The sequence below is a fragment of the Microbispora sp. NPDC046933 genome (genome assembly GCF_040644635.1).
Classification (GTDB): Bacteria; Actinomycetota; Actinomycetes; order Streptosporangiales; family Streptosporangiaceae; genus Microbispora.
Genome location: NZ_JBEYWW010000022.1, coordinates 113,619 through 131,131 on the forward strand (window position 1 = coordinate 113,619; position 17,513 = coordinate 131,131).

The 17,513-nt window shown below is 73.4% G+C and carries 16 protein-coding genes; 7 read left to right on the top strand and 9 right to left on the bottom strand.

The genetic code is table 11. The features are described from left to right. Positions 1-121 precede the first annotated feature (121 nt). Both ABZ857_RS27445 and dhaM read right to left on the bottom strand, forming a co-directional pair. Positions 122-424, bottom strand: a complete 303-nt coding sequence (locus ABZ857_RS27445; protein ID WP_357047947.1) for an HPr family phosphocarrier protein — start codon at positions 422-424, stop codon at positions 122-124. Next, complete coding sequence (dhaM, locus tag ABZ857_RS27450; RefSeq protein ID WP_357047784.1) at positions 408-782, bottom strand: dihydroxyacetone kinase phosphoryl donor subunit DhaM; 375 nt, start codon at positions 780-782, stop codon at positions 408-410. Before dhaM ends, ABZ857_RS27445 begins: the two co-directional genes overlap by 17 nt. A 36-nt stretch (positions 783-818) precedes the next feature. Between dhaM and ABZ857_RS27455 the strand changes: the two genes are divergently transcribed. Continuing rightward, a complete protein-coding gene (locus ABZ857_RS27455; protein WP_357047787.1) occupies positions 819-1,592 on the top strand; it encodes an IclR family transcriptional regulator in 774 nt (257 codons plus the stop codon). A gap of 132 nt (positions 1,593-1,724) precedes the next feature. Here the strand turns inward: ABZ857_RS27455 and dhaL are convergent, their stop codons facing one another. The 3 genes from dhaL to ABZ857_RS27470 are packed head-to-tail and all read right to left on the bottom strand — an operon-like array spanning position 1,725 to position 4,139. Continuing rightward, positions 1,725-2,351 (bottom strand): dihydroxyacetone kinase subunit DhaL, encoded by a 627-nt coding sequence (gene dhaL, locus ABZ857_RS27460; protein WP_357047790.1) that lies wholly within the window; start codon positions 2,349-2,351, stop codon positions 1,725-1,727. 28 nt (positions 2,352-2,379) lie between these two features. Further along, positions 2,380-3,372 (bottom strand): dihydroxyacetone kinase subunit DhaK, encoded by a 993-nt coding sequence (gene dhaK / locus ABZ857_RS27465; protein WP_357047793.1) that lies wholly within the window; start codon positions 3,370-3,372, stop codon positions 2,380-2,382. After that, positions 3,369-4,139 carry an MIP/aquaporin family protein gene (locus ABZ857_RS27470; RefSeq protein WP_357047796.1) on the bottom strand — a complete coding sequence of 257 codons (771 nt, stop codon included), beginning with the start codon at positions 4,137-4,139 and terminating at the stop codon, positions 3,369-3,371. Before ABZ857_RS27470 ends, dhaK begins: the two co-directional genes overlap by 4 nt. A 286-nt stretch (positions 4,140-4,425) precedes the next feature. Between ABZ857_RS27470 and ABZ857_RS27475 the strand changes: the two genes are divergently transcribed. The 4 genes from ABZ857_RS27475 (at position 4,426) to ABZ857_RS27490 (ending at position 10,850) form a co-directional block, all read left to right on the top strand. Further along, on the top strand, positions 4,426-5,199 hold the full coding sequence (locus tag ABZ857_RS27475) for a cyclase family protein (RefSeq protein WP_357047799.1): 774 nt from the start codon (positions 4,426-4,428) through the stop codon (positions 5,197-5,199). After that, entirely contained in the window at positions 5,196-6,944 is a 1,749-nt protein-coding gene (locus ABZ857_RS27480; RefSeq protein WP_357047802.1) for a thiamine pyrophosphate-binding protein, read from the top strand. The genes ABZ857_RS27475 and ABZ857_RS27480 overlap by 4 nt, the downstream gene beginning before the upstream one ends. Positions 6,945-7,024: 80 nt before the next feature. Continuing rightward, on the top strand, positions 7,025-7,777 hold the full coding sequence (locus ABZ857_RS27485; protein WP_357047805.1) for a lysophospholipid acyltransferase family protein: 753 nt from the start codon (positions 7,025-7,027) through the stop codon (positions 7,775-7,777). 118 nt (positions 7,778-7,895) lie between these two features. Then, positions 7,896-10,850 (top strand): AAA family ATPase, encoded by a 2,955-nt coding sequence (locus tag ABZ857_RS27490; protein WP_357047808.1) that lies wholly within the window; start codon positions 7,896-7,898, stop codon positions 10,848-10,850. Positions 10,851-10,913: 63 nt separating this feature from the next. Here ABZ857_RS27490 and ABZ857_RS27495 read toward each other — a convergent pair whose 3' ends face one another. Then, entirely contained in the window at positions 10,914-13,145 is a 2,232-nt protein-coding gene (locus ABZ857_RS27495) for a M4 family metallopeptidase (RefSeq protein ID WP_357047811.1), read from the bottom strand. 416 nt (positions 13,146-13,561) lie between these two features. On the opposite strand from ABZ857_RS27495, the gene ABZ857_RS27500 reads away from it, so the two are divergent. Further along, positions 13,562-13,987, top strand: coding sequence for a PPOX class F420-dependent oxidoreductase (locus ABZ857_RS27500; protein ID WP_357047814.1), 426 nt, complete (start codon positions 13,562-13,564; stop codon positions 13,985-13,987). A 145-nt stretch (positions 13,988-14,132) separates the two neighbouring features. Here ABZ857_RS27500 and ABZ857_RS27505 read toward each other — a convergent pair whose 3' ends face one another. Then, on the bottom strand, positions 14,133-15,104 hold the full coding sequence (locus tag ABZ857_RS27505) for a helix-turn-helix domain-containing protein (protein ID WP_357047817.1): 972 nt from the start codon (positions 15,102-15,104) through the stop codon (positions 14,133-14,135). A 72-nt stretch (positions 15,105-15,176) separates the two neighbouring features. Between ABZ857_RS27505 and ABZ857_RS27510 the strand changes: the two genes are divergently transcribed. Then, on the top strand, positions 15,177-16,376 hold the full coding sequence (locus tag ABZ857_RS27510) for an MFS transporter (protein WP_357047820.1): 1,200 nt from the start codon (positions 15,177-15,179) through the stop codon (positions 16,374-16,376). Positions 16,377-16,465: 89 nt separating this feature from the next. Here the strand turns inward: ABZ857_RS27510 and ABZ857_RS27515 are convergent, their stop codons facing one another. Both ABZ857_RS27515 and ABZ857_RS27520 read right to left on the bottom strand, forming a co-directional pair. Continuing rightward, a complete protein-coding gene (locus ABZ857_RS27515) occupies positions 16,466-16,936 on the bottom strand; it encodes a hypothetical protein (RefSeq protein ID WP_357047823.1) in 471 nt (156 codons plus the stop codon). Between the two features lie 56 nt (positions 16,937-16,992). Continuing rightward, positions 16,993-17,499 (bottom strand): DUF6789 family protein, encoded by a 507-nt coding sequence (locus ABZ857_RS27520; protein ID WP_357047826.1) that lies wholly within the window; start codon positions 17,497-17,499, stop codon positions 16,993-16,995. Between the last annotated feature and the right edge of the window lie 14 nt (positions 17,500-17,513).

Consider the following 17,513-nt stretch of genomic DNA (forward strand, 5'->3'; position numbering starts at 1 on the left):
ACGGGCGGCTGGCTCTCGGCCTTTACGGGGAGCGTTCCGGAGGCCGGGAAGGTCCGCGACTTCCTCGAGCGTGCCGGAGAGCCCGCCGCGCCGACGGCGGACGCGGCGCGGCGGTAGGTCGTCAGCCGCCGAGCACCGCGCCGAGAGCGGTCAACGCCGCGGCGGCGTCCTCGCCGGTGGCGCGCAGGGTCACGGTCTGCCCGCTCGTGGCGCCCAGGCCCATCAGCGACAGCACGCTGCGCGCGTCGACCGAGCGAGAGCCGTACGAGAGGGTGACGGCCGAGGTGAAGGCGGCGGCGGTCTGGGCGAGCGCGCTCGCGGGGCGGGCGTGCAGGTCCTCGGTCAGGACGATCGTGCGCTCGCCGGCGCCGGCCTCGGGGGCCGCGGGTTCAGGGCTCGCCGTGGGCTCAGAGCTTACGGACATGCCACGCCTCCTCGGCCGCCGCCAGCACACCGTCCAGCGAGGCCCCGCCGCCCGCCGCGACGACCGCGGAGATGGCGCCCTCCACGAACGGCACGTCGGCGATCACGACGTCACCCGGGGTCTGCAGCAGCCTGGCGGTGAGCACCGAGCTGCCGAGGTCGGGGATCAGCACGACGCCGTCCCCCCGGTTCACCTCCTCGATGGCGGCGGTCACCCGGTCGGGGCTGGTGCCGAGCCCGCCGTCCTCGGTGCCTCCCGCCGCCGCCAGCGGCACCTGCGCGCCGCCGATCTGCCTGGCCATAGCGGCCACCTCCGCGGCCAGGCCGCTGCTGTGTGAAATGAGTACGATGCCAACCATTCGTTACTCCTGAAGATCGTTCGGCATAATCGAAAAGTGATCCAGTCGGTGGAGCGCGCCGCGCTCATCCTGAAGGCCCTCGGGTCAGGCACCCCCCGGCTCGGGGTCACCGAGATCGCCGAGCGGGTCGGCCTGGCGAAGCCGACCGTGCACGGGCTGCTGCGCACGCTCGCCGCGTGCGAGCTGGTCGTGCAGGACCCCGACACCGGCAAGTACGCGCTGGGGCCCGCCGTGCTGCAACTCGGCAACGCCTATCTGGAGGGATCGGAACTGCGGGCCAGGAGCCTGCTGTGGGCCGACTCCCTGGCCCAGCGCGTCAACGAGGCCGTCTGGGTCGGCACGTTGTCGGGGAGCCGGGTGATCGTGCTCCACCACGTGTTCCGGCCCGACGACGTCGTGCAGATCCTGGAGGTGGGCGCGGCGATCCCGTGGCACGCCTGCGCGCTCGGCCACGCCATCGCCGCCCACGACCCGCGCGGGGAGGAACTGCTGTCGGACGACCTCGCCCCGCTGACCGGGCTCACCAGGACCGGCCGCGACGACCTGGAGCGGGCGCTCGCGGAGGTGCGCCGCCGGGGGTACGCGGTCGAGGACCAGGAGGCGGCGCTGGGGGACGCGGGCGTCGCCGCGCCGGTCTTCTCCAGGGACGGCTCGGTGGCCGGCGCCGTCGCCGTGGTCGGGCCGGTCGAGCGGGTGCTGGACCCGGCGCGGCGGGAGGAGATCGCGCTGGCCGTGCGCGAGACCGCGCGGGCGCTCTCGCGCGACCTCGGCGCGCCCCGCTCCGCCGTGACCGGAGGCCCGGCCACCTGACCGGTCCCGGCCCGGTGCGGTCCGGCCGCGCAATGCTCCGCCGTGCCCGGGGGCCCGGCCACCTGACCGGTCCCGGCCCGGTGCGGCCCGGCCGCGGCTCACGGTCATCGGCTCGCGGTCATCGGGAGGCGGTCATCGGGAGGCGGCGGCCTTCAGCGCGCCGAACAGCAGAGCCGTCGAGGCGGCGCCGGGATCCTCGTGCCCGACGCTGCGCGGCCCGAGGTAGCTGGCCCGCCCCTTGCGCGCCTGCAGCGGGACCGTCGCCCTGGCGCCCTGCTCGGCCGCGGCGGCCGCCGCCTCCAGCGCCTCCTGCGGCTTCAGCCCGTCCCGTACGGCCCGGGCCAGCGCCTTGGCGGCCGGGGCGAGGGCGTCGACCATGGTCTTGTCGCCCTCCGCGGCTGCGCCGAGGCGCTGGACGCCGGACAGGGCCGCGTTCAGGCCCGTGCTCAGCTCGGCCGGCGAGATCTCGGCGGCCTCGCCGAACGCCTTGCCCATCTCGCGGAAGGCGGTGCCGTACAGGGGGCCGGAGGCGCCGCCGACCTTGCGGATCAGCGTGGAGCCGACGAGGACGAGGAGCGCGCCCGGCGTCTGCGGGGACGCGCCGGCGAGCGCCTCCTGTGCGGCGGTGAAGCCGCGGTCGAGGTTGGCGCCGTGGTCGGCGTCGCCGATCGCGGCGTCCAGTTGGGTGAGGTGGTCGCGCTGCGCCCGCACCGCGGCGGCGATCTCCTCGATCCAGGCGGCGAAGAACTGGGTGTTCACCAGGGGACTCCAGAGGGTCGGATGGCGGTCAGCGGCCCCAGCGCAGCGCCGGTGTCTCCACCGGCGCGTCCCAGAGCCGGGTGAGCTCGCCGGTCAGCGAGCACGTCGTCACCGAGAAGCCTTGCATGTCGAGGCTGGTCACGTAGTTGCCGACCAGGCTGCGCACGGCCGTCGCGCCCTTCTCGCGCAGGTACGCCTCCACCTCGGCGAAGACGATGTACAACTCGATGAGCGGCGTCCCGCCCATGCCGTTGACCATGACGAGCGTCTCGCCGGACAGCGGCAGGTCGGCGTCGATCGCGTCCATGGCGGTACGGACGATCTCGCGGGCCTCGCGCATCGGCGCGCGGGTGCGGCCGGGCTCGCCGTGGATGCCGATGCCGAGCTCGATCTCCGTGTCTCCCAGCTCGAAGGTGGGCTTGCCCGCGGCCGGGACCGTGCAGGGCGTCAGCGCCACCCCGAACGAGCGGCTGCGCTCGTTGACCTCCCGGGCGACCCGCGCCACCTCGGCCAGGGGTGCGCCGGTCTCGGCCAGCGCACCGGCGATCTTCTCCACGAACAGCGTGGCCCCGGTGCCCCGGCGCCCCGCCGTGAACAGGGAGTCCCGCACCGCCACGTCGTCGTTGACGAGCACGGTCGCCACCTCGACGCCCTCGTCGCCGCTGAGCTCGGCGGCCATCTCGAAGTTCAGCACGTCGCCCGTGTAGTTCTTCACGATGTGCAGCACGCCCGCGCCGCCGTTCACGCCCTTGGTCGCCTCGATGAGCTGGTCGGGGACGGGGGAGGTGAAGACCTCGCCGGGGCAGGCCGCGTCGAGCATGCCGTAGCCGACGAACCCGCCGTGCAGCGGTTCGTGACCCGAACCGCCGCCGGAGACCAGGCCGACCTTGCCCGGCCGGGGGGCGTCGGCGCGGAAGACCACCTTGTTCTCGATGTCGACGCGGAGCGAGGGGTGCGCCGCGGCGATGCCGCGCAGGGCGTCGGTGACGACGGAATCGACACTGTTGATGAGCTTCTTCATGATGCGGTCCCTACTGCCGTGGTCGTGCTCTCCAGCTTCGTCCTTCCTCGCGAGGCCGCAAGCGCCGTGTAGGCGAGTGCCCCGATCAGCCCGCCCGCGAACTCCCCGATGAAGTAGGCCGGCAGCTGGTTCCAGCTCACCGCGCCGCCCCAGGCCGCGTCCACGAGGAACGGGCCCGCGTAGCGGGCCGGGTTGATCGCGGCCCCGGTCGCCGGGCCCACGATGACGATGATCGCGAAGACGATCGAGCCGATCGCCATCGGCGCCCACCCGGGCGCGGCCCGCCGGTCCAGCACCCCGAAGACGACGAAGACCAGGATGAACGTGCCGATCGCCTCGATCAGCGTGCCGCGGGCGAAGCCGACCTCGGGGGCGTACGCGGTCACGCCGCCTCCGGCGGCCCTGGCGGCGTCCGCGCCGAGCGTCACGAAGATCCCGAGTGCGCCGGCGAGGGCTCCGGCGACCTGCGCCGCGACGTAGCCCGGCACCTCGCGCCAGGGGAAGCGGCCGGTCGCGGCGAGGGCGACGGTGACCGCCGGGTTGATGTGGGCGCCGGAGATGTGCCCGATTGCGTACACCGTGCCCACGATGACCAGCATGAACGCGAAGCTGATCATGCCGAGCTGGGCCATGGAGAAGGGGGCGTGGGAGCCCGCGGCGATGACCCCGGTGGCCGCGGCGGATCCGGCGCCGACGTACACGAGGAAGGCGGTGCCGAGCAGTTCTGACAGGAGCTTCTGGAACGTGGAGGGGGGTGAGTCGTTCATGAGACCGTCCAGAGTGCGAACGTCGTTCGATAATGTCGAACGCGGTTTCATAGAAGTTAAATCTGGAGGCCATCCGCGTCAAGGGCCCAGGCGCGTACGCGGAGGGCCTGGGCCTGCCCCGGAAGCGTGTGGGGGCGGGGCGCCGCCGGTCCGCCTGCCCGCGCGGCCTTCCCGGACGGCGATATCGCGACGATCCATACGCCGGGCCTATATGGAGACGGCATATGGCGTTCCGGGGGGACGGTGTAGGAGGATCGCAGGGGTGTGCTGACCATGGGGAGGCGGAATGTCGGTGTTGCAGGATTTGGTGGACGGCATTCGGAGCGGGGAGATCGAGGTGCTCGACCTCACCGCGCCGCTGAGTGACAAGACACCGATCCTGTCGCTGCCCGAGCCGTTCGGCCAGACGGTCCCGTTCTCGATGCAGGAGATCAGCCGGTACGACGACCGCGGCCCGGCCTGGTACTGGAACAACTTCACCACCGGGGAGCACACCGGCACGCACTTCGACGCCCCCGTCCACTGGGTGACCGGGCGCGACGGCGAGGACGTCTCGCAGGTGGCCCCCGCCAGGCTGATCGCACCCGCCGTGGTGCTCGACTTCAGCGCGCAGTCGGCAGCGAACCCCGACTTCCTGCTGGAGATCGACCACGTCAAGGCGTGGGAGGCCGAGCACGGGCCGCTGCCCGACGGAGGCTGGCTGCTGTACCGCACCGGCTGGGACGTGCGCGCCCACGACCAGGCGGAGTTCCTGAACGCAGACGAGACGGGGCCGCACACGCCCGGCATGTCGCCCGCCTGCGCCCGCTACCTGGCCGAGGAGACGCCCATCGCGGGCATCGGGGTGGAGACCGTGGGCACCGACGCGGGCGCCGCGCACTCCTTCGACCCCGCCTTCCCCTGCCACTCCTACCTGCTCGGCGCGGGGAAGTACGGCCTGACCCAGTTGCGCAACCTCGACCGGCTGCCGCCGACGGGCGCGGTGGTGGTCGCGGGCCCGCTGCCGATCGTCGGCGGCTCGGGCAGCCCGGTGCGCGTGCTCGCGCTGGTGGAGCGGTGAACGTCGCGGAGGCCGTCGGCGCGGCCCTCGCCGCCCTCGGCGTACGGGCGGCCTTCGGCGTCGTCGGCAGCGGCAACTTCCACGTCACCAACGCCCTCGTCGAGCACGGCGTGCGGTACGTCGCGGCGCGGCACGAGGGCGGGGCCGCCACGATGGCGGACGCCTACGCCCGGATGAGCGGCACGGTCGCCGTGCTCACCGTCCACCAGGGTCCCGGCCTGACCAACGCGCTGACCGGCGTCACCGAGGCGGCCAAGAGCCGGACCCCGCTGCTCGTGCTCGCACCGGAGGTGACCTCGCCCACCTCCAACTTCCGGATCGACCAGACCGCGCTCGCCGAGGCCGTGGGCGCGCACTGCGCCAGGGTCGGGTCGGCCGCCACGGTCGTGGACGACACCGTGATGGCCTTCCTCGCCGCCCTGCTCGGGCGCCGGACGGTGGTGCTCAACCTGCCGCTGGACGTGCAGGCCGAGACGCTGCCCGAGGAGGCCGCCGAGGCCGTGCGCGAACTGCTGGCCGGCCGGGGCGGCGCGCACCGCGGCGTGGCGAGCCGCGTGCCGGCGGCGTGGGGGCTGACGTTCCCGGTCGAGTCCGGGGGCGGCGTGGAGCCGGAGGGGCTCCCGGCGGAGCCGTCCGACGAGCTGACGCGGTTCGCGCGGATGCTGGCGGAGGCGGAGCGGCCGGTCTTCGTGGCCGGCCGGGGAGCCCGCGGCTCGCGGCGGGAGCTGGAGGCGCTCGGCGAGCGGGTGGGAGCGCTGTTCGCCACCTCGGCGGTCGCCAAGGGCCACTTCCACGGCAGCCCCTGGGATCTCGACGTGAGCGGCGGTTTCGCCACCCCGCTCGCGGCCGAGCTGATCCGCGGCGCCGACCTCGTCGTCGGCTGGGGCTGCTCGCTCACGATGTGGACCACCCGGCACGGCGCGCTGATCGGGCCGGAGGCCAGGGTCGTCCAGGTGGACCTCGACCCCGATGCGCTCGGCGTGCACCGTGACATCGACCTCGGCGTGGTCGGCGACGTACGCGAGACCGCGCGGGCGGTCGCCGCCCTGCTCGGGGACCCCGGGACGGAGGGCGGGGCGGCCACGCGCGGCTACCGCGCCCCGGAGATCGCCGAGCGTGTCGCCCGCGAGGGGCGCTGGCGCGACGTGCCGTACGAGGACCTGAGCTCCGGGGAGCGCATCGACCCCCGCACGCTGACGATCGGGCTCGACGACCTGCTCCCGCAGGAGCGGCTGGTGGCCGTCGACTCGGGCAACTTCATGGGGTATCCGTCGATGTTCCTCACGGTCCCGGACGGCGGCGCGTTCTGCTTCACCCAGGCGTACCAGTCGATCGGGCTCGGCCTGGCCACCGCAATCGGCGCGGCCGTCGCGCGGCCCGACCGGCTCGCGGTCGCCGCGCTCGGTGACGGCGGGGCCCTGATGGGCGTCGCGGAACTGGAGACGGTCGTACGGCTCGGCCTGCCGATGGTGGTCGTGGTCTACGACGACGACGGGTACGGCGCGGAGGTCCACCACTTCGGCCCGCACGGGTTCCCGCTCGGCACGGTCACCTTCCCACCCGCCGACATCGCCGGGATCGCCCGGGGCTTCGGCTTCGAGGCGGTGACCGTACGGCGGGAGGAGGACCTGTCGGGGGTGGCCGAGTGGCTGAAGGGGCCGCGCGACAAACCCCTGCTCGTCCACGCGAAGGTCACCGCCGACCGCCCGTCGTGGTGGCTGGAGGAGGCGTTCCGCGGCCACTGACGCCTGTGCGCCGGAGTACGCGCACGATGAGGACCTTTGGCCCAGTAAAAGTTACGGATGAGTAGGTTACGGTTTCAGGCATGGCTGAGATCGTGTACCCGCCGGTCCTGCGGACCGCGCTGACCGCCTTCAAACTGCTCGACCTGAGGTTCCACATGGAGGGCACGGAGCGGATACCCCGCAGCGGCGGCGCGGTCCTGGTGAGCAACCACGTCAGCTACCTCGACTTCATCTTCGCCGGCTTCGCCGCCTACCCCGCCGGGCGGCTGGTCCGGTTCATGGCGAAGAAGGAGGTCTTCGACCACCCCGTGTCGGGCCCGCTGATGCGCGGCATGCACCACATCCCGGTGGACCGGTCGGCCGGGGCGGGAGCCTACGACGCCGCCGTACGGGCCCTCAAGGACGGCGAGATCGTCGGCAACTTCGCCGAGGCGACGATCAGCAGGTCGTTCACGGTCAAGGAGATCAAGAGCGGCCCGGTCAGGATGGCGGCCGAGGCCGGAGTGCCCGTGATCCCGGTCGCCCTGTGGGGCGGCCAGCGGCTGTGGACCAAGGGCCGGCCCCGCAAGCTGCTGCAGCGGCATGTCCCCATCACGATCCTGGTCGGCGAGCCGATGCCGCCGGGCGAGGCTTCCACTGCAGGGGACGACGACATCGCCGCGCTCACCGGCGACCTGCGGCGGCGGATGGCGGACCTGCTCGACGAGGCCCAGCGGACCTACCCCGACCGGCGGCGCGGCGTGTGGTGGCAGCCGGCCCACCTCGGCGGCACCGCGCCCACTCCGGAGGAGGCCGCCGCGCTCGACGCCGCCGCCCGGCCCCGCCGCGAGTAGCGCTCCGGAGGTCTGTCCGGTTCCGCAACACGGCCGTTACGCCGGAGGGTTGACCGACGGTCAAGAGGCGGGGATAACTGAGCCCGGGGGCCTCGCAATCCGTACCTTGGAGCCGTGGATGAGCATCGTGCCCCCGCCGCCGCTGGTCGGACGCTCCACTGAGCTGCGGACTCTCATCGACGCGGTGACCCGCCCGCCGGCGGTCGTGCTGGTGGAGGGCGAGGCGGGCATCGGCAAGACCCGGCTCGTCCGCGCCGCGCTCGACCGCCTGCCGTCCGGCGACCGGGCCGTCCTCCTCGGCTACTGCCACCAGATCCGCGAACCCTTCCCGTACGGGCCGGTCTTCGAGGCGCTGCGGGACATCAGAGGACGGCTCCCCGCGGCGCACCGGCTCAACCCGGTCACCGGCGCGCTCCGCGCCCACCTCCCCGAACTGGCCGGCGCGCTGCCGCCCTCGCCGCAGCCCCTGGACGACCCGCGGGCCGAACGCCACCGGGTCTTCCGCGCGATACGCGCCCTGCTGGCGGCCGTCGGCCCGGCCGTGCTCGTCGTCGAGGACCTGCACTGGGCCGACGACGGCACGCTCGACCTGCTGCGCTTCCTGGCCGGGCAGCCGCCGCGGGAGCTGGCGGTGGTCGCGACGTGCCGGCGCGACGGCGTCGCCGGTCCGCCGCTCGGCCGGGCCTACCGGCACCAGCCGGACACCGCCAGCGTGGTCGTACGGCTGGCGCCGCTGGACGCCTCCGGCGTGGCCAGCCTGGCCGGCGCGCTGCTGGAGCGGTCCGACCTGTCTCCCGGGTTCGTCACGCGGCTGCACGAGCGCACGGCGGGCATCCCGTTCGTGGTGGAGGAGCTGGTCCGTTCCCTGCCCGCCTCCCTGCCCGGCGCGGACGATCCGGACGCGCTGGACCGTGCCGTCGACCGCGTCGGCGTCCCGCTGCTGCTGCGCGAGGCGATGGCCGAGCGGATGACCTGCCTGTCCCCGGCGGCGGCCGGAGCGGTCCGGGCCGCGGCGGTGCTGCGGCTCCCCGCGGCAGAGCAGCTGATCACCGCGGTCGGCGGCGACCCGGCCGCGCCGAACACGGCCGGGCAGGGCCCCGGCGGACTGAGCGCTGTCGGATTGGGCCCCGGCGGACTGAGCGCTGTCGGATTGGGCCCCGGCGGACTGGGCGCAGTCGGATCGGGTTCTGCCGGACTGGCCGAGGCGCTGCGCGCCGGGGTCCTGCACGAGCACCCGGGCGGCCGGTACGGCTTCCGCCACGCGCTGGCCCAGCAGGCCGTCTACGACGCCATCCCGGGCCCCGAACGCCGGGCGGCGCACGTCCGGGCGATGGCCGCGCTCGCCGCGACGGACGCGCCGCCGCTGGTGCAGTTGGCCTTCCACGCCCGGCAGGCCGGGGACACCGACGCCTGGGTACGCCACGGCACCGCCGCCGCCCAGCAGGCCGCCGCGCTGGGCGACACCGCCCTGGCCGTCGAGGTGGTCGAGGGCATGCTCGACGACCCCGACCTGCCGGTGCGGGACAGGGGCCCGCTGGTGCTGATGCTGAGCCGCTTCGCGGCGACGGGCCTGTCGCACCAGCGGGTGGTGCGGCTGCTGCGCCAGGTGCTGCGGGGCGACTTCCTGTCCCGGGACGTGCGCGGCGAGGTGCGGCTCAACCTCGGCGTCGTCCTGTCCAACCAGGCGGGCGACGCCGCCGCGGGGCGGCCCGAGATCATGGCCGCCCTCGCCGAGCTGGACGACCGGCCGACGCTGGCCGCCCGCGGCTGGGCCAGCATGGCGATGCCGGAATGGGGCGCCGAGTCGCTGGCGGAGCACGCGGAGTGGATGGCCCGCGCCGAGGCGCTCGTCGCCACCGCCGACAACCCGGAGCTGTCGGCAGCGGTCCTCGCCAACCGGGCCTCCTTCGAGATGACGACCGGCTCTCCCGGCGCGTTCGACGTCGCCGCCCGGCTTCCGGCCGCCGACCCGCGCACGGCGGTCCGGAGGGAGGTCGCCCGGGCGTACTGCAACCTGCACGACTCGGCGACCACCGTGGGGCTCTACGCGGCGGCCGAGCGGTTCGCCCGGGAAGGCCGGCGGCTCGCCCTGGAGACCGGCGCGCACTATCCCGCCTTCCTCCTCGACGCCTCCGCGATCCGCAGGGAGTGGCTCACCGGCCGGTGGGACGGGCTCCGCGACCGGGCGGCCTCGCTGGGGGAGTCCGCCACGGAGACGCCGCTGATCGCGGTGGACCTCTGGCTGGTGCTCGGGCTGCTCGCCCTGGCGACGGGCGAATGGGAGGAGGCGGTCAGGCAGTTCCACCGCGCGGGGCTGGACGCGCCGGAGGCCCGCAACGTGCCGGTCGTGACGGCCGCCGCCGGGGGGCTCGTCGACCTGCACCTCGCCCAGGGGGCGGTGGACGAGGCGGTCGCGGAGGCCGGGCGGGCGGTCGCCCGGCTGCGCCGCAAGGGCGTGTGGGTGTGGGGCGCGAGCCTGGTCCCGTCGGCCGTCGCCGCGTTCGCCCGGGCCGGGCACACGGGGGCGGCGGCGGAGCTGGTGGACGAGTACGCCGCCGGGATCGCGGGCCGGGTGGCGCCCGCGGCGCACGCCGCGCTCGACGCCGCCCGCGGTGCGCTCGCCGCCGCCGGACTGCGGCACGCCGACGCCGCCGCCTTCTTCGCCCGGGCCCGCGAGGCGTACGCCGCACTGCCCCAGCCGTACGCGGCGGCGCGGGCGGCCGAGGGCGGGGCGCGGGCCGGGCTCGCGCTCGGGGACGGCGCCGCGGCGGCCGGCTTCCGGGAGGCCGCGGAGTGGTACGGCCGGCTCGGCGCCACCCACGACGCCGCCCGGTGCAGGCGGGTGCTCCGCGACATCGGCGTGGACGTCCCGCTGCCGCGCGGCGGGCGGCGTCCCGCCGGCGCGTTGTCGCAGCGGGAGCGGGAGGTGGCCAGGCTCGTCGCGCTCGGCCGGACCAACCGCGAGATCGCCGACGTGCTCTTCCTGTCCACGCGCACGGTCGAGACCCACGTGGCCACCGTGCTGCGCAAGCTCGGCGTGCGGTCGCGGACCCAGATCGCGCCGCCCGGCTGACCGGCCCCGGACGCGGGGATCCCCGGGACCGGATGCGGTCCCGGGGATCCGTGTAGCCGTCACTCAGAGCGTGATGCTCCACGAGTCGAGGTAGCCGGTGTCGTAGTAGTACTGGTCGCGGACCTCAAGGGTCCAGGTGCCCGCCGCCGTCTGGGTGACGGGGACGGAGTAGGTCCTGGTGCCGAAGGAGGTGCAGCTGGAGCCGCCGCTGGACTTGACCGTGTACCAGGTGCCGTTCGGGCCCTGGAGTCTGATCCGCAGGTCCTCGGCGCAGGTGTGCGAGATCGTGATGCTCAGCTGCACCGGGGAGGCCGCCGTCCCCGTCGCGGTCGAGGTGATCGGGCTGGTGATCGTGGTCAGGTCGTTGATCGTGTAGTTGGTGCCGTTGGTGAACGTGCGCCCCCCGGAGGTGCCCGACACCGTCAGCGTGTACGTCGCGGTGTGGGTGGTGGCGGCCGAGCCGCTGCCCGTGACGGTGACGCTGTAGGTGCCGGCCGGCGTCGACGCGCTGGTGGAGACGGTCAGGGTGGAGGAGCCGCCCGAGGTCACCGACGAGGGGCTGAAGCTCGCGGTGGCCCCGGAGGGAAGCCCGGAGGCGCTGAGCGTGACCGTCTGCGCGCTACCCGAGGTGGTGGCCGTCGCGACCGTGGTGGTGGCCGCCTGGCCGGGCGTCACCGTGCCCGCCGTGGGGTTGAGCGACAGCGAGAATTCGTTGCCCGAGGAGGAGCAGCTCGCCTCGTTCGACTGCGCCGGCACTCCGGCCGCGCTCCACGCCGCCTTGGTGGCCGCGCACTCGGGGCTGCTCGCGCCGTACAGTTCCACCGCCGCCGCCAGCGACGCGGTCCTGACGTTGACGTACTTCCAGGTCGAGGTCTTGCGCTGGAGCGCGCCCATGTAGATCTTGCCGGCCTTCTGGATGCCGATGCCGGTCACGGAGGAGGGGCCGCCCGAGCAGATCGGGCTGCTCGGCTTGCCGCCGCCCGGCGACGAGCCCTCGGCGAGCAGGTAGAACCAGTGGTTCAGCGGGCCGGCCGCGGCGTGCACCTCGGTGCTCGGGATCGAGCTCGAGTAGCAGTTGGGGTCTCCGGCGAGGGACGGGTTGTACATGTAGCGGATCGGCCCGTCGCCGACGAGGTTGACCTCCTCGCCCACCTGGTAGTCCGGCGGGTCGTTCGGGTTGTTGGCGTACGCCTCGGTGAGCGCGCCGAAGATGTCTCCGGTGCCCTCGTTGATGCCGCCGTTCTCGTTGCCGGAGCCGGCGGCGCCGGGGGTCGTCTGGAAGATGGCGTGGCCGAACTCGTGCGCCACGACGTCGATCGGCGTGGCCTGGCGGGCGTTGTCCTGCGAGTGGCCGAAGTTGGTGTAGCTGCCGTTCCAGTACGCGTTGACGTCGGCCAGGCCCACGCGGGCGGGGAAGCCGCCGCCGCTGCCGTTGATGCCGTTGCGGCCGAGCCAGTCGCGCAGCATGTCCCACTCGCGCTGCACGCTGTAGAGCGCGTCGACGCAGGCGGTCTCCAGGTTGGTCCCGCCGCCGTTGCCCCAGGAGTCGTCGGTGCCGGTGTAGGCCGAGCCGTTCTGCCCGCCGCACCTGATCCCGCTGCGGGTGGAGTCGGTCATCGAGTACGAGGTGCCGGAGCCGCTCGTGTTGATGGTGACCGTGCCGTAGTAGTAGCCGTTGCCGGTGCCGGCCTTCACCTGGTCGTAGGAGTCGGCGATCTCACCGGTGGTCGCGTCGACGAAGACGTGCTGGATGCTCGGCTTGCCGTCGGCGATGCCGGAGACGAGGGCCTCCCACGCGAGGCGCGGCTTGTGGCCCCAGGCCAGGACCACCAGGCGCGGGGCCGCGGTGTCGTCGACCCGGGACAGCACGGTCCTGGCCGTCGCGGTCGCGGTCTCGGCGCTGACCGACGGCGAGGTCGGCACGCCCAGGGGGAGGGCGCCGGACGCCGCCTCGGTGTCGCGCACGCGCCCGCCTGCGTCGGTGACCACGACCGCGTCGCCGCCCACGATGGGCAGGCCCTTGTAGGAGCGCTCGTAGGTGACGTAGTACATGCCGCCGCCCGCCGTGACGGCGGTGCGCCGGTAGGTCTCGCTGGGGGACACGCGCAGGTCGTCCAGGCCGCTCGCGACGGCCTGGTCGGCGGCGGCCGCGGCCCGCTGCGCCGGGTCGTCGGCGAGGGACCTGACCGCGCTCTCGCTGCCGGGCGGGGGCTTGGCGGCGGCGACGGTGGGGGGCACCACCACGCCGGTCACGGCCAGCGCGGCGGCGGCCGCGAGCAGTGCTGTGCGCCTCATGGGCGTCTTCCTTTCTCTGCCTCCCACGTGGCGTCCGCCTTGTGAGCGGGGGCCGGCGGTCGCGCCGCCGGGAGACGAGCCCGGGCAGCGGACACTGTGGGATTTGGGGGGTGATGAGAGAAATGGATGGTGATTTCCGCTGTGACGGGCACGAGCGGAGGCGTCTCTCCCATGGCGGAGACGGCTGGGAGAAAAGAGGGGGGTTCTACGTCACGGGCTCCTCGTTTCGCCGACCCGGCCGGGGAAACCGGCCCGTGCGCGACGTTAGAACCATGGTCCGGACGCGAACATCCGTAGTGATATCCGTATATCTACGGAAAAGCGACGGCCTTTGTGCGTAGGGCGTAAGAAAAGCGGCCCGCCACATGGGGGAGGGACGGCGAGCGGAAAAGGCGAGGAGCGCTAGGTTCTATGTCATGGAAAGGATGACCGAGGCGGAGTGGCGCGAGTTCGCGACGAGCGGCACCAGGACCGGCAAACTCGCCATAACCAGGGCGGACGGGCGGCCGCACGTGACCCCGATCTGGTTCGCGCTCGACGGGGACGACGTGGTCTTCACCACCCACGAGGGCGGGGTGAAGGCCAAGGCGCTGCGCCGCGATCCCCGGGCGACCCTGTGCGTCGACGACCAGGCCCCGCCGTACTCGTACGTGATGATCGAGGGTGAGGCGACGCTGTCGGACGACCTCGACGAGGTCCGGCACTGGGCGACCGCGCTCGGCGGCCGCTACATGGGGGAGGACCGGGCCGAGGAGTACGGCCGGCGCAACGGGGTCCCGGGAGAGTTCCTGGTGCGGTTGCGCGTCGGCAAGGTCGTCGCCTTCAAGGACGTCGCGTCCTGACGGGCTCCGGCCACCCCTCATCGTGCGTGGCCGTGCTCGCCGGCGGGAGGGCGAGCCTGGCTCGGCATCGGCACCGACCCGGCCGCGTCCGCCGATCCTGATCGGGGGAGAGAGATCGTGATCGCGGCGGAACCGCCCGGGACCTTCAGCGGAAGGACCGGCGGTAGGCGGCCGGGGTGGTGCGCAGGGCGGTGTGGAAGCGGCGGCGGAGGTTGACCGCCGAGGAGAGGCCGACGCGGGTGGCGATGGTCTCCACGGGCAGGTCGGTCTCCTCCAGCAGGGCGCGGGTGGCGGCCAGGCGGCGTTCCAGCAGCCAGCGGGCGGGTGGCACGCCGAGCTGATCGGTGAACTGGCGGGTGAGGGTGCGGGGGGAGACGCCCGAGTAGGCGGCCATGTCCTTGACGGTGACCTGGTCGGGCAGGCGTGAGAGGAGCCATTCGAGCAGAGGGGCCAGGGAGTCCGGCATGGGGCCGGTGGTGGGGAGGGGCGGGTACTGGCGCTGGCAGCCCTCGCGGTGCGGACCGGCGGCGAGCTGACGGCCGATGCGCATGGCGTGGGCCGCGCCGTGCTCCTGGAGGACCTGGTGAAGGCAGAGGTCCAGGGTGGCGGCCGAGGCTCCGGCGGTGGCGACGTCGCCGTGATCGACGTAGATGACGGTGCTGTCGGGGATGACGCGGGGGTGGCGGGCGGCGAGTTCGCCGGACAGTTCCCAGTGGACGGAGGCGCGGCGGCCGTCCAGGAGGCCCAGGGCGGCAGGGACGAAGATTCCGGCACAGACGGCGACGACGCGGGCGCCTCGGGCATGGGCGTGGGCCACCGCGTGGAGTACGGCGGGCGAGGGCTTGAGAGTCCAGCTCGCGATGACCACGGTGTCGGCGTCGTCGAGGGCTTCGAGACCGCTGTCCACCTGGATGGGGACGCCGAGGGTGGTGGGGAGGGAGCCGGGGTGCTCCGCGCACAGGCTGAAGCTGTAGTGCTGGGGGATGTCGGGACCGTGGTAGCCGAAGACGGCTGAGGCGGAGGTGACCGGGTAGAGCTCCTGGTTCGGGGAGACCAAGGCGACCACGCGATGCGGGTTGGGGGGCGTCGGGGGCGTTTCCGGGCAATCCAGGGGCATGGCGCAAATGTACCCATTGATGTCATTTGGGACACCGGTGCTCTGATCTGCAAAAATCCAGAATTGGGGCTCATGTGGACGAGGAACTTCACCCTCTACTTCGGGGCCCGCACGATCTCGCTGCTCGGTGACGCGATGATGCCCGTCGCCTCGGCGCTGGCGATCGGGAAAGTCCATGGGATCGCGGGCGTCGGCTACGTGCTCGCGCTCTGGACCGCGTCGGCTGTGCTGGTCATGGTCTTCGGCGGGGTCGTCGCCGACCGGATCGGCGCACGGCGCTTGATGATCGGCGCGGACATGGTCAGGGTCGTCACCCAGGGGGCCGTGGCTGTCGCCTTCCTCGGCGGTGCTCCGCCGTACGCCCTGTTGCTGGTGACGGCGTTCTTGTCGGGCACGGCCGCCGGGATGTTCGAACCGGGCGTGAACGGCATGGTCCCCCTGGTCGCCGAAGATCCGCAGCGGGCCAACGCGACGCTGAAGATCGCAGAGGCGGTCACCCAGATGGCGGGTCCCGCACTGGCCGGAGTCCTCGTCGTCGTCACAGGGCCGGTCTTCGTCTACACGGTGGACGCCGCGACGTTCCTGGTCAGCGGGGTGTGCCTGCTGCTGGTCCGGGTCGCCGTACCCAGGCCGGAGCCCTCCGACGTGCTGAACGACCTGCGCAGGGGCTGGGAGGAGTTCACGGCCAGAAGCTGGATGTGGTCGGTCATCCTGGTCTGGGTGTTCTGGGGCGTTCTGGTGATCGGGCCGTACGTGCCGCTGTCGTCGCAGGTCATCGGGGCGGACTACGGCTGGGTGATGGCGGCGCTCGGCCTCGGCACCGTGCTGGGCGGGCTGGTGGCGATCAGGCTCAGGCCGCGCAGGCCGCTGGCGGCCGGGGCGGTGGCGCTGAGCGGGTACGTGGCGGTGCCGCTGACGGTCGCGCTCGGGCTGCCGCTGCCGCTGCTGATGGCCGGGCACCTGCTCGGGGGGTGCGCGTTGGCGTTCTGGTCGGTGATGTGGTCGACCAGCGTGCAGACGCAGGTCGCGCCGGACGTGGTGAACCGGGTCAACGCCTACCAGGTGGCCGGGTCGGTCGCGGGCATGGCGGTCGGGCAGGCGCTGGCGGGTCCGGTCACCACGCTGGTCGAACCGCGCGCCTTCATGCTGGGGTCGGCCCTGGTGACGGCCGGCGTGGTGGCGGCGCTGCTGTTGATCAAGCCGGTCAGGCGGCTGGGCCGGGAACCGTCGCGTGCGCATGCCCCTCGGAAGACGCCTCTTGTGAGCACCTGAGGAACACCACGTGGTGGGCGGGATCGCGGCCGCGCCGCAACTGCAGCACTACTTCTCGAGCCCCGGGACGCGCTCGCCGCCATCGATCATCATCTGGACAGGCCCTCACCCAACTGTTCGGCCAGCCGCTCCAGGCCGCCCCTGATGAGCCGCCCGTACTCGTCGTCGCCAAGCGCGCCGATCGTGGCCCGCGCCTGCTGGAGGTGCTCACGGGCGCGGCCGAAATCGCCCAGCTTGCGATAGCACTCACTCAAGTTCAGGTGCAACGACGGATACAGGCCGGCCACCGAAAGTGGCACTCCCGCCTGGGCCACCCGCTCATCGGTGACGAGATCGGCGGCGGCAAGCGCTCGCAGATCCCACATCAGCTCCTGGTGCACGTCGTCCTGCACGTCGGCCATCGAGTGGGCAAGGACGCAAACATGCAGCGGGTCGCCTTGCTCACCGCCGATGTCGTCCCAGATCTGCGCGAACAAGTCGCGAGCGGCTTCACGCTGACCTTGGTGGTGATGCAACTCCACCCCCTGGCCGATCCGGGTCATCGTCGGGTCGGTGGTCATGAGGGATCCCTTCACCGTCGCGGGCGATCGCGGTCAGCCTACTCGCCTGACGTGCCTTAACGACCTTCAAGCTTCTGACCGGCCGGTTCGCTTCCGAGGCGGAGGGCCGCGGCATGCCCGTACGACCCTCGCATGGCGCGAACCGCGAGCGCCAGCGTGGTGCCGTACACCACGTGCGCCGCCGCCATGACGACCGGGCGGCCGCGCGCGGGGTCGCGCGAGGCGGGCGGCAGGATGTTCAGGGCGGGCACCCAGCCCTCGTAGGCGCCGAGCCAGATCAGCAGGGCGTAGCCCACCCCGAGGGGGACGCCGGCCCTCCGCCCGCGGGTGAGCAGCGCGAACGCCGCGCCGCAGGCGGCGCCGAATCCGAGGTGCGCGGCGGCGCCGAGGACGCTCTCCCCGGGTTTGGGCCGGTGCCGGTGGCCCGGCAGGGCCGCCCTCACGATGTGCTTGGGCGGCTGGCCCGGCATCAGCCCGCTCTTCTGCCCGGCGAGCATCACCGCGCTCATCGTGATGGTGGACAGCGCGCCGGCGGCCGCGCCGCGGACGAGTTGGCGGATCACGGTTCTCCCTCCAG

Excerpts from the sequence above, each read along its gene's own strand:
- ABZ857_RS27445 (WP_357047947.1), bottom strand. The coding sequence starts at position 424 with ATGTCCGTAAGCTCTGAGCCCACGGCGAGCCCTGAACCCGCGGCCCCC.
- dhaM (WP_357047784.1), bottom strand. The coding sequence starts at position 782 with ATGGTTGGCATCGTACTCATTTCACACAGCAGCGGCCTGGCCGCGGAG.
- dhaK (WP_357047793.1), bottom strand. The coding sequence starts at position 3,372 with ATGAAGAAGCTCATCAACAGTGTCGATTCCGTCGTCACCGACGCCCTG.
- ABZ857_RS27470 (WP_357047796.1), bottom strand. The coding sequence starts at position 4,139 with ATGAACGACTCACCCCCCTCCACGTTCCAGAAGCTCCTGTCAGAACTG.
- ABZ857_RS27475 (WP_357047799.1), top strand. The coding sequence starts at position 4,426 with ATGTCGGTGTTGCAGGATTTGGTGGACGGCATTCGGAGCGGGGAGATC.
- ABZ857_RS27485 (WP_357047805.1), top strand. The coding sequence starts at position 7,025 with ATGGCTGAGATCGTGTACCCGCCGGTCCTGCGGACCGCGCTGACCGCC.
- ABZ857_RS27490 (WP_357047808.1), top strand. The coding sequence starts at position 7,896 with ATGAGCATCGTGCCCCCGCCGCCGCTGGTCGGACGCTCCACTGAGCTG.
- ABZ857_RS27495 (WP_357047811.1), bottom strand. The coding sequence starts at position 13,145 with ATGAGGCGCACAGCACTGCTCGCGGCCGCCGCCGCGCTGGCCGTGACC.
- ABZ857_RS27500 (WP_357047814.1), top strand. The coding sequence starts at position 13,562 with ATGGAAAGGATGACCGAGGCGGAGTGGCGCGAGTTCGCGACGAGCGGC.
- ABZ857_RS27505 (WP_357047817.1), bottom strand. The coding sequence starts at position 15,104 with ATGCCCCTGGATTGCCCGGAAACGCCCCCGACGCCCCCCAACCCGCAT.
- ABZ857_RS27510 (WP_357047820.1), top strand. The coding sequence starts at position 15,177 with ATGTGGACGAGGAACTTCACCCTCTACTTCGGGGCCCGCACGATCTCG.
- ABZ857_RS27515 (WP_357047823.1), bottom strand. The coding sequence starts at position 16,936 with ATGACCACCGACCCGACGATGACCCGGATCGGCCAGGGGGTGGAGTTG.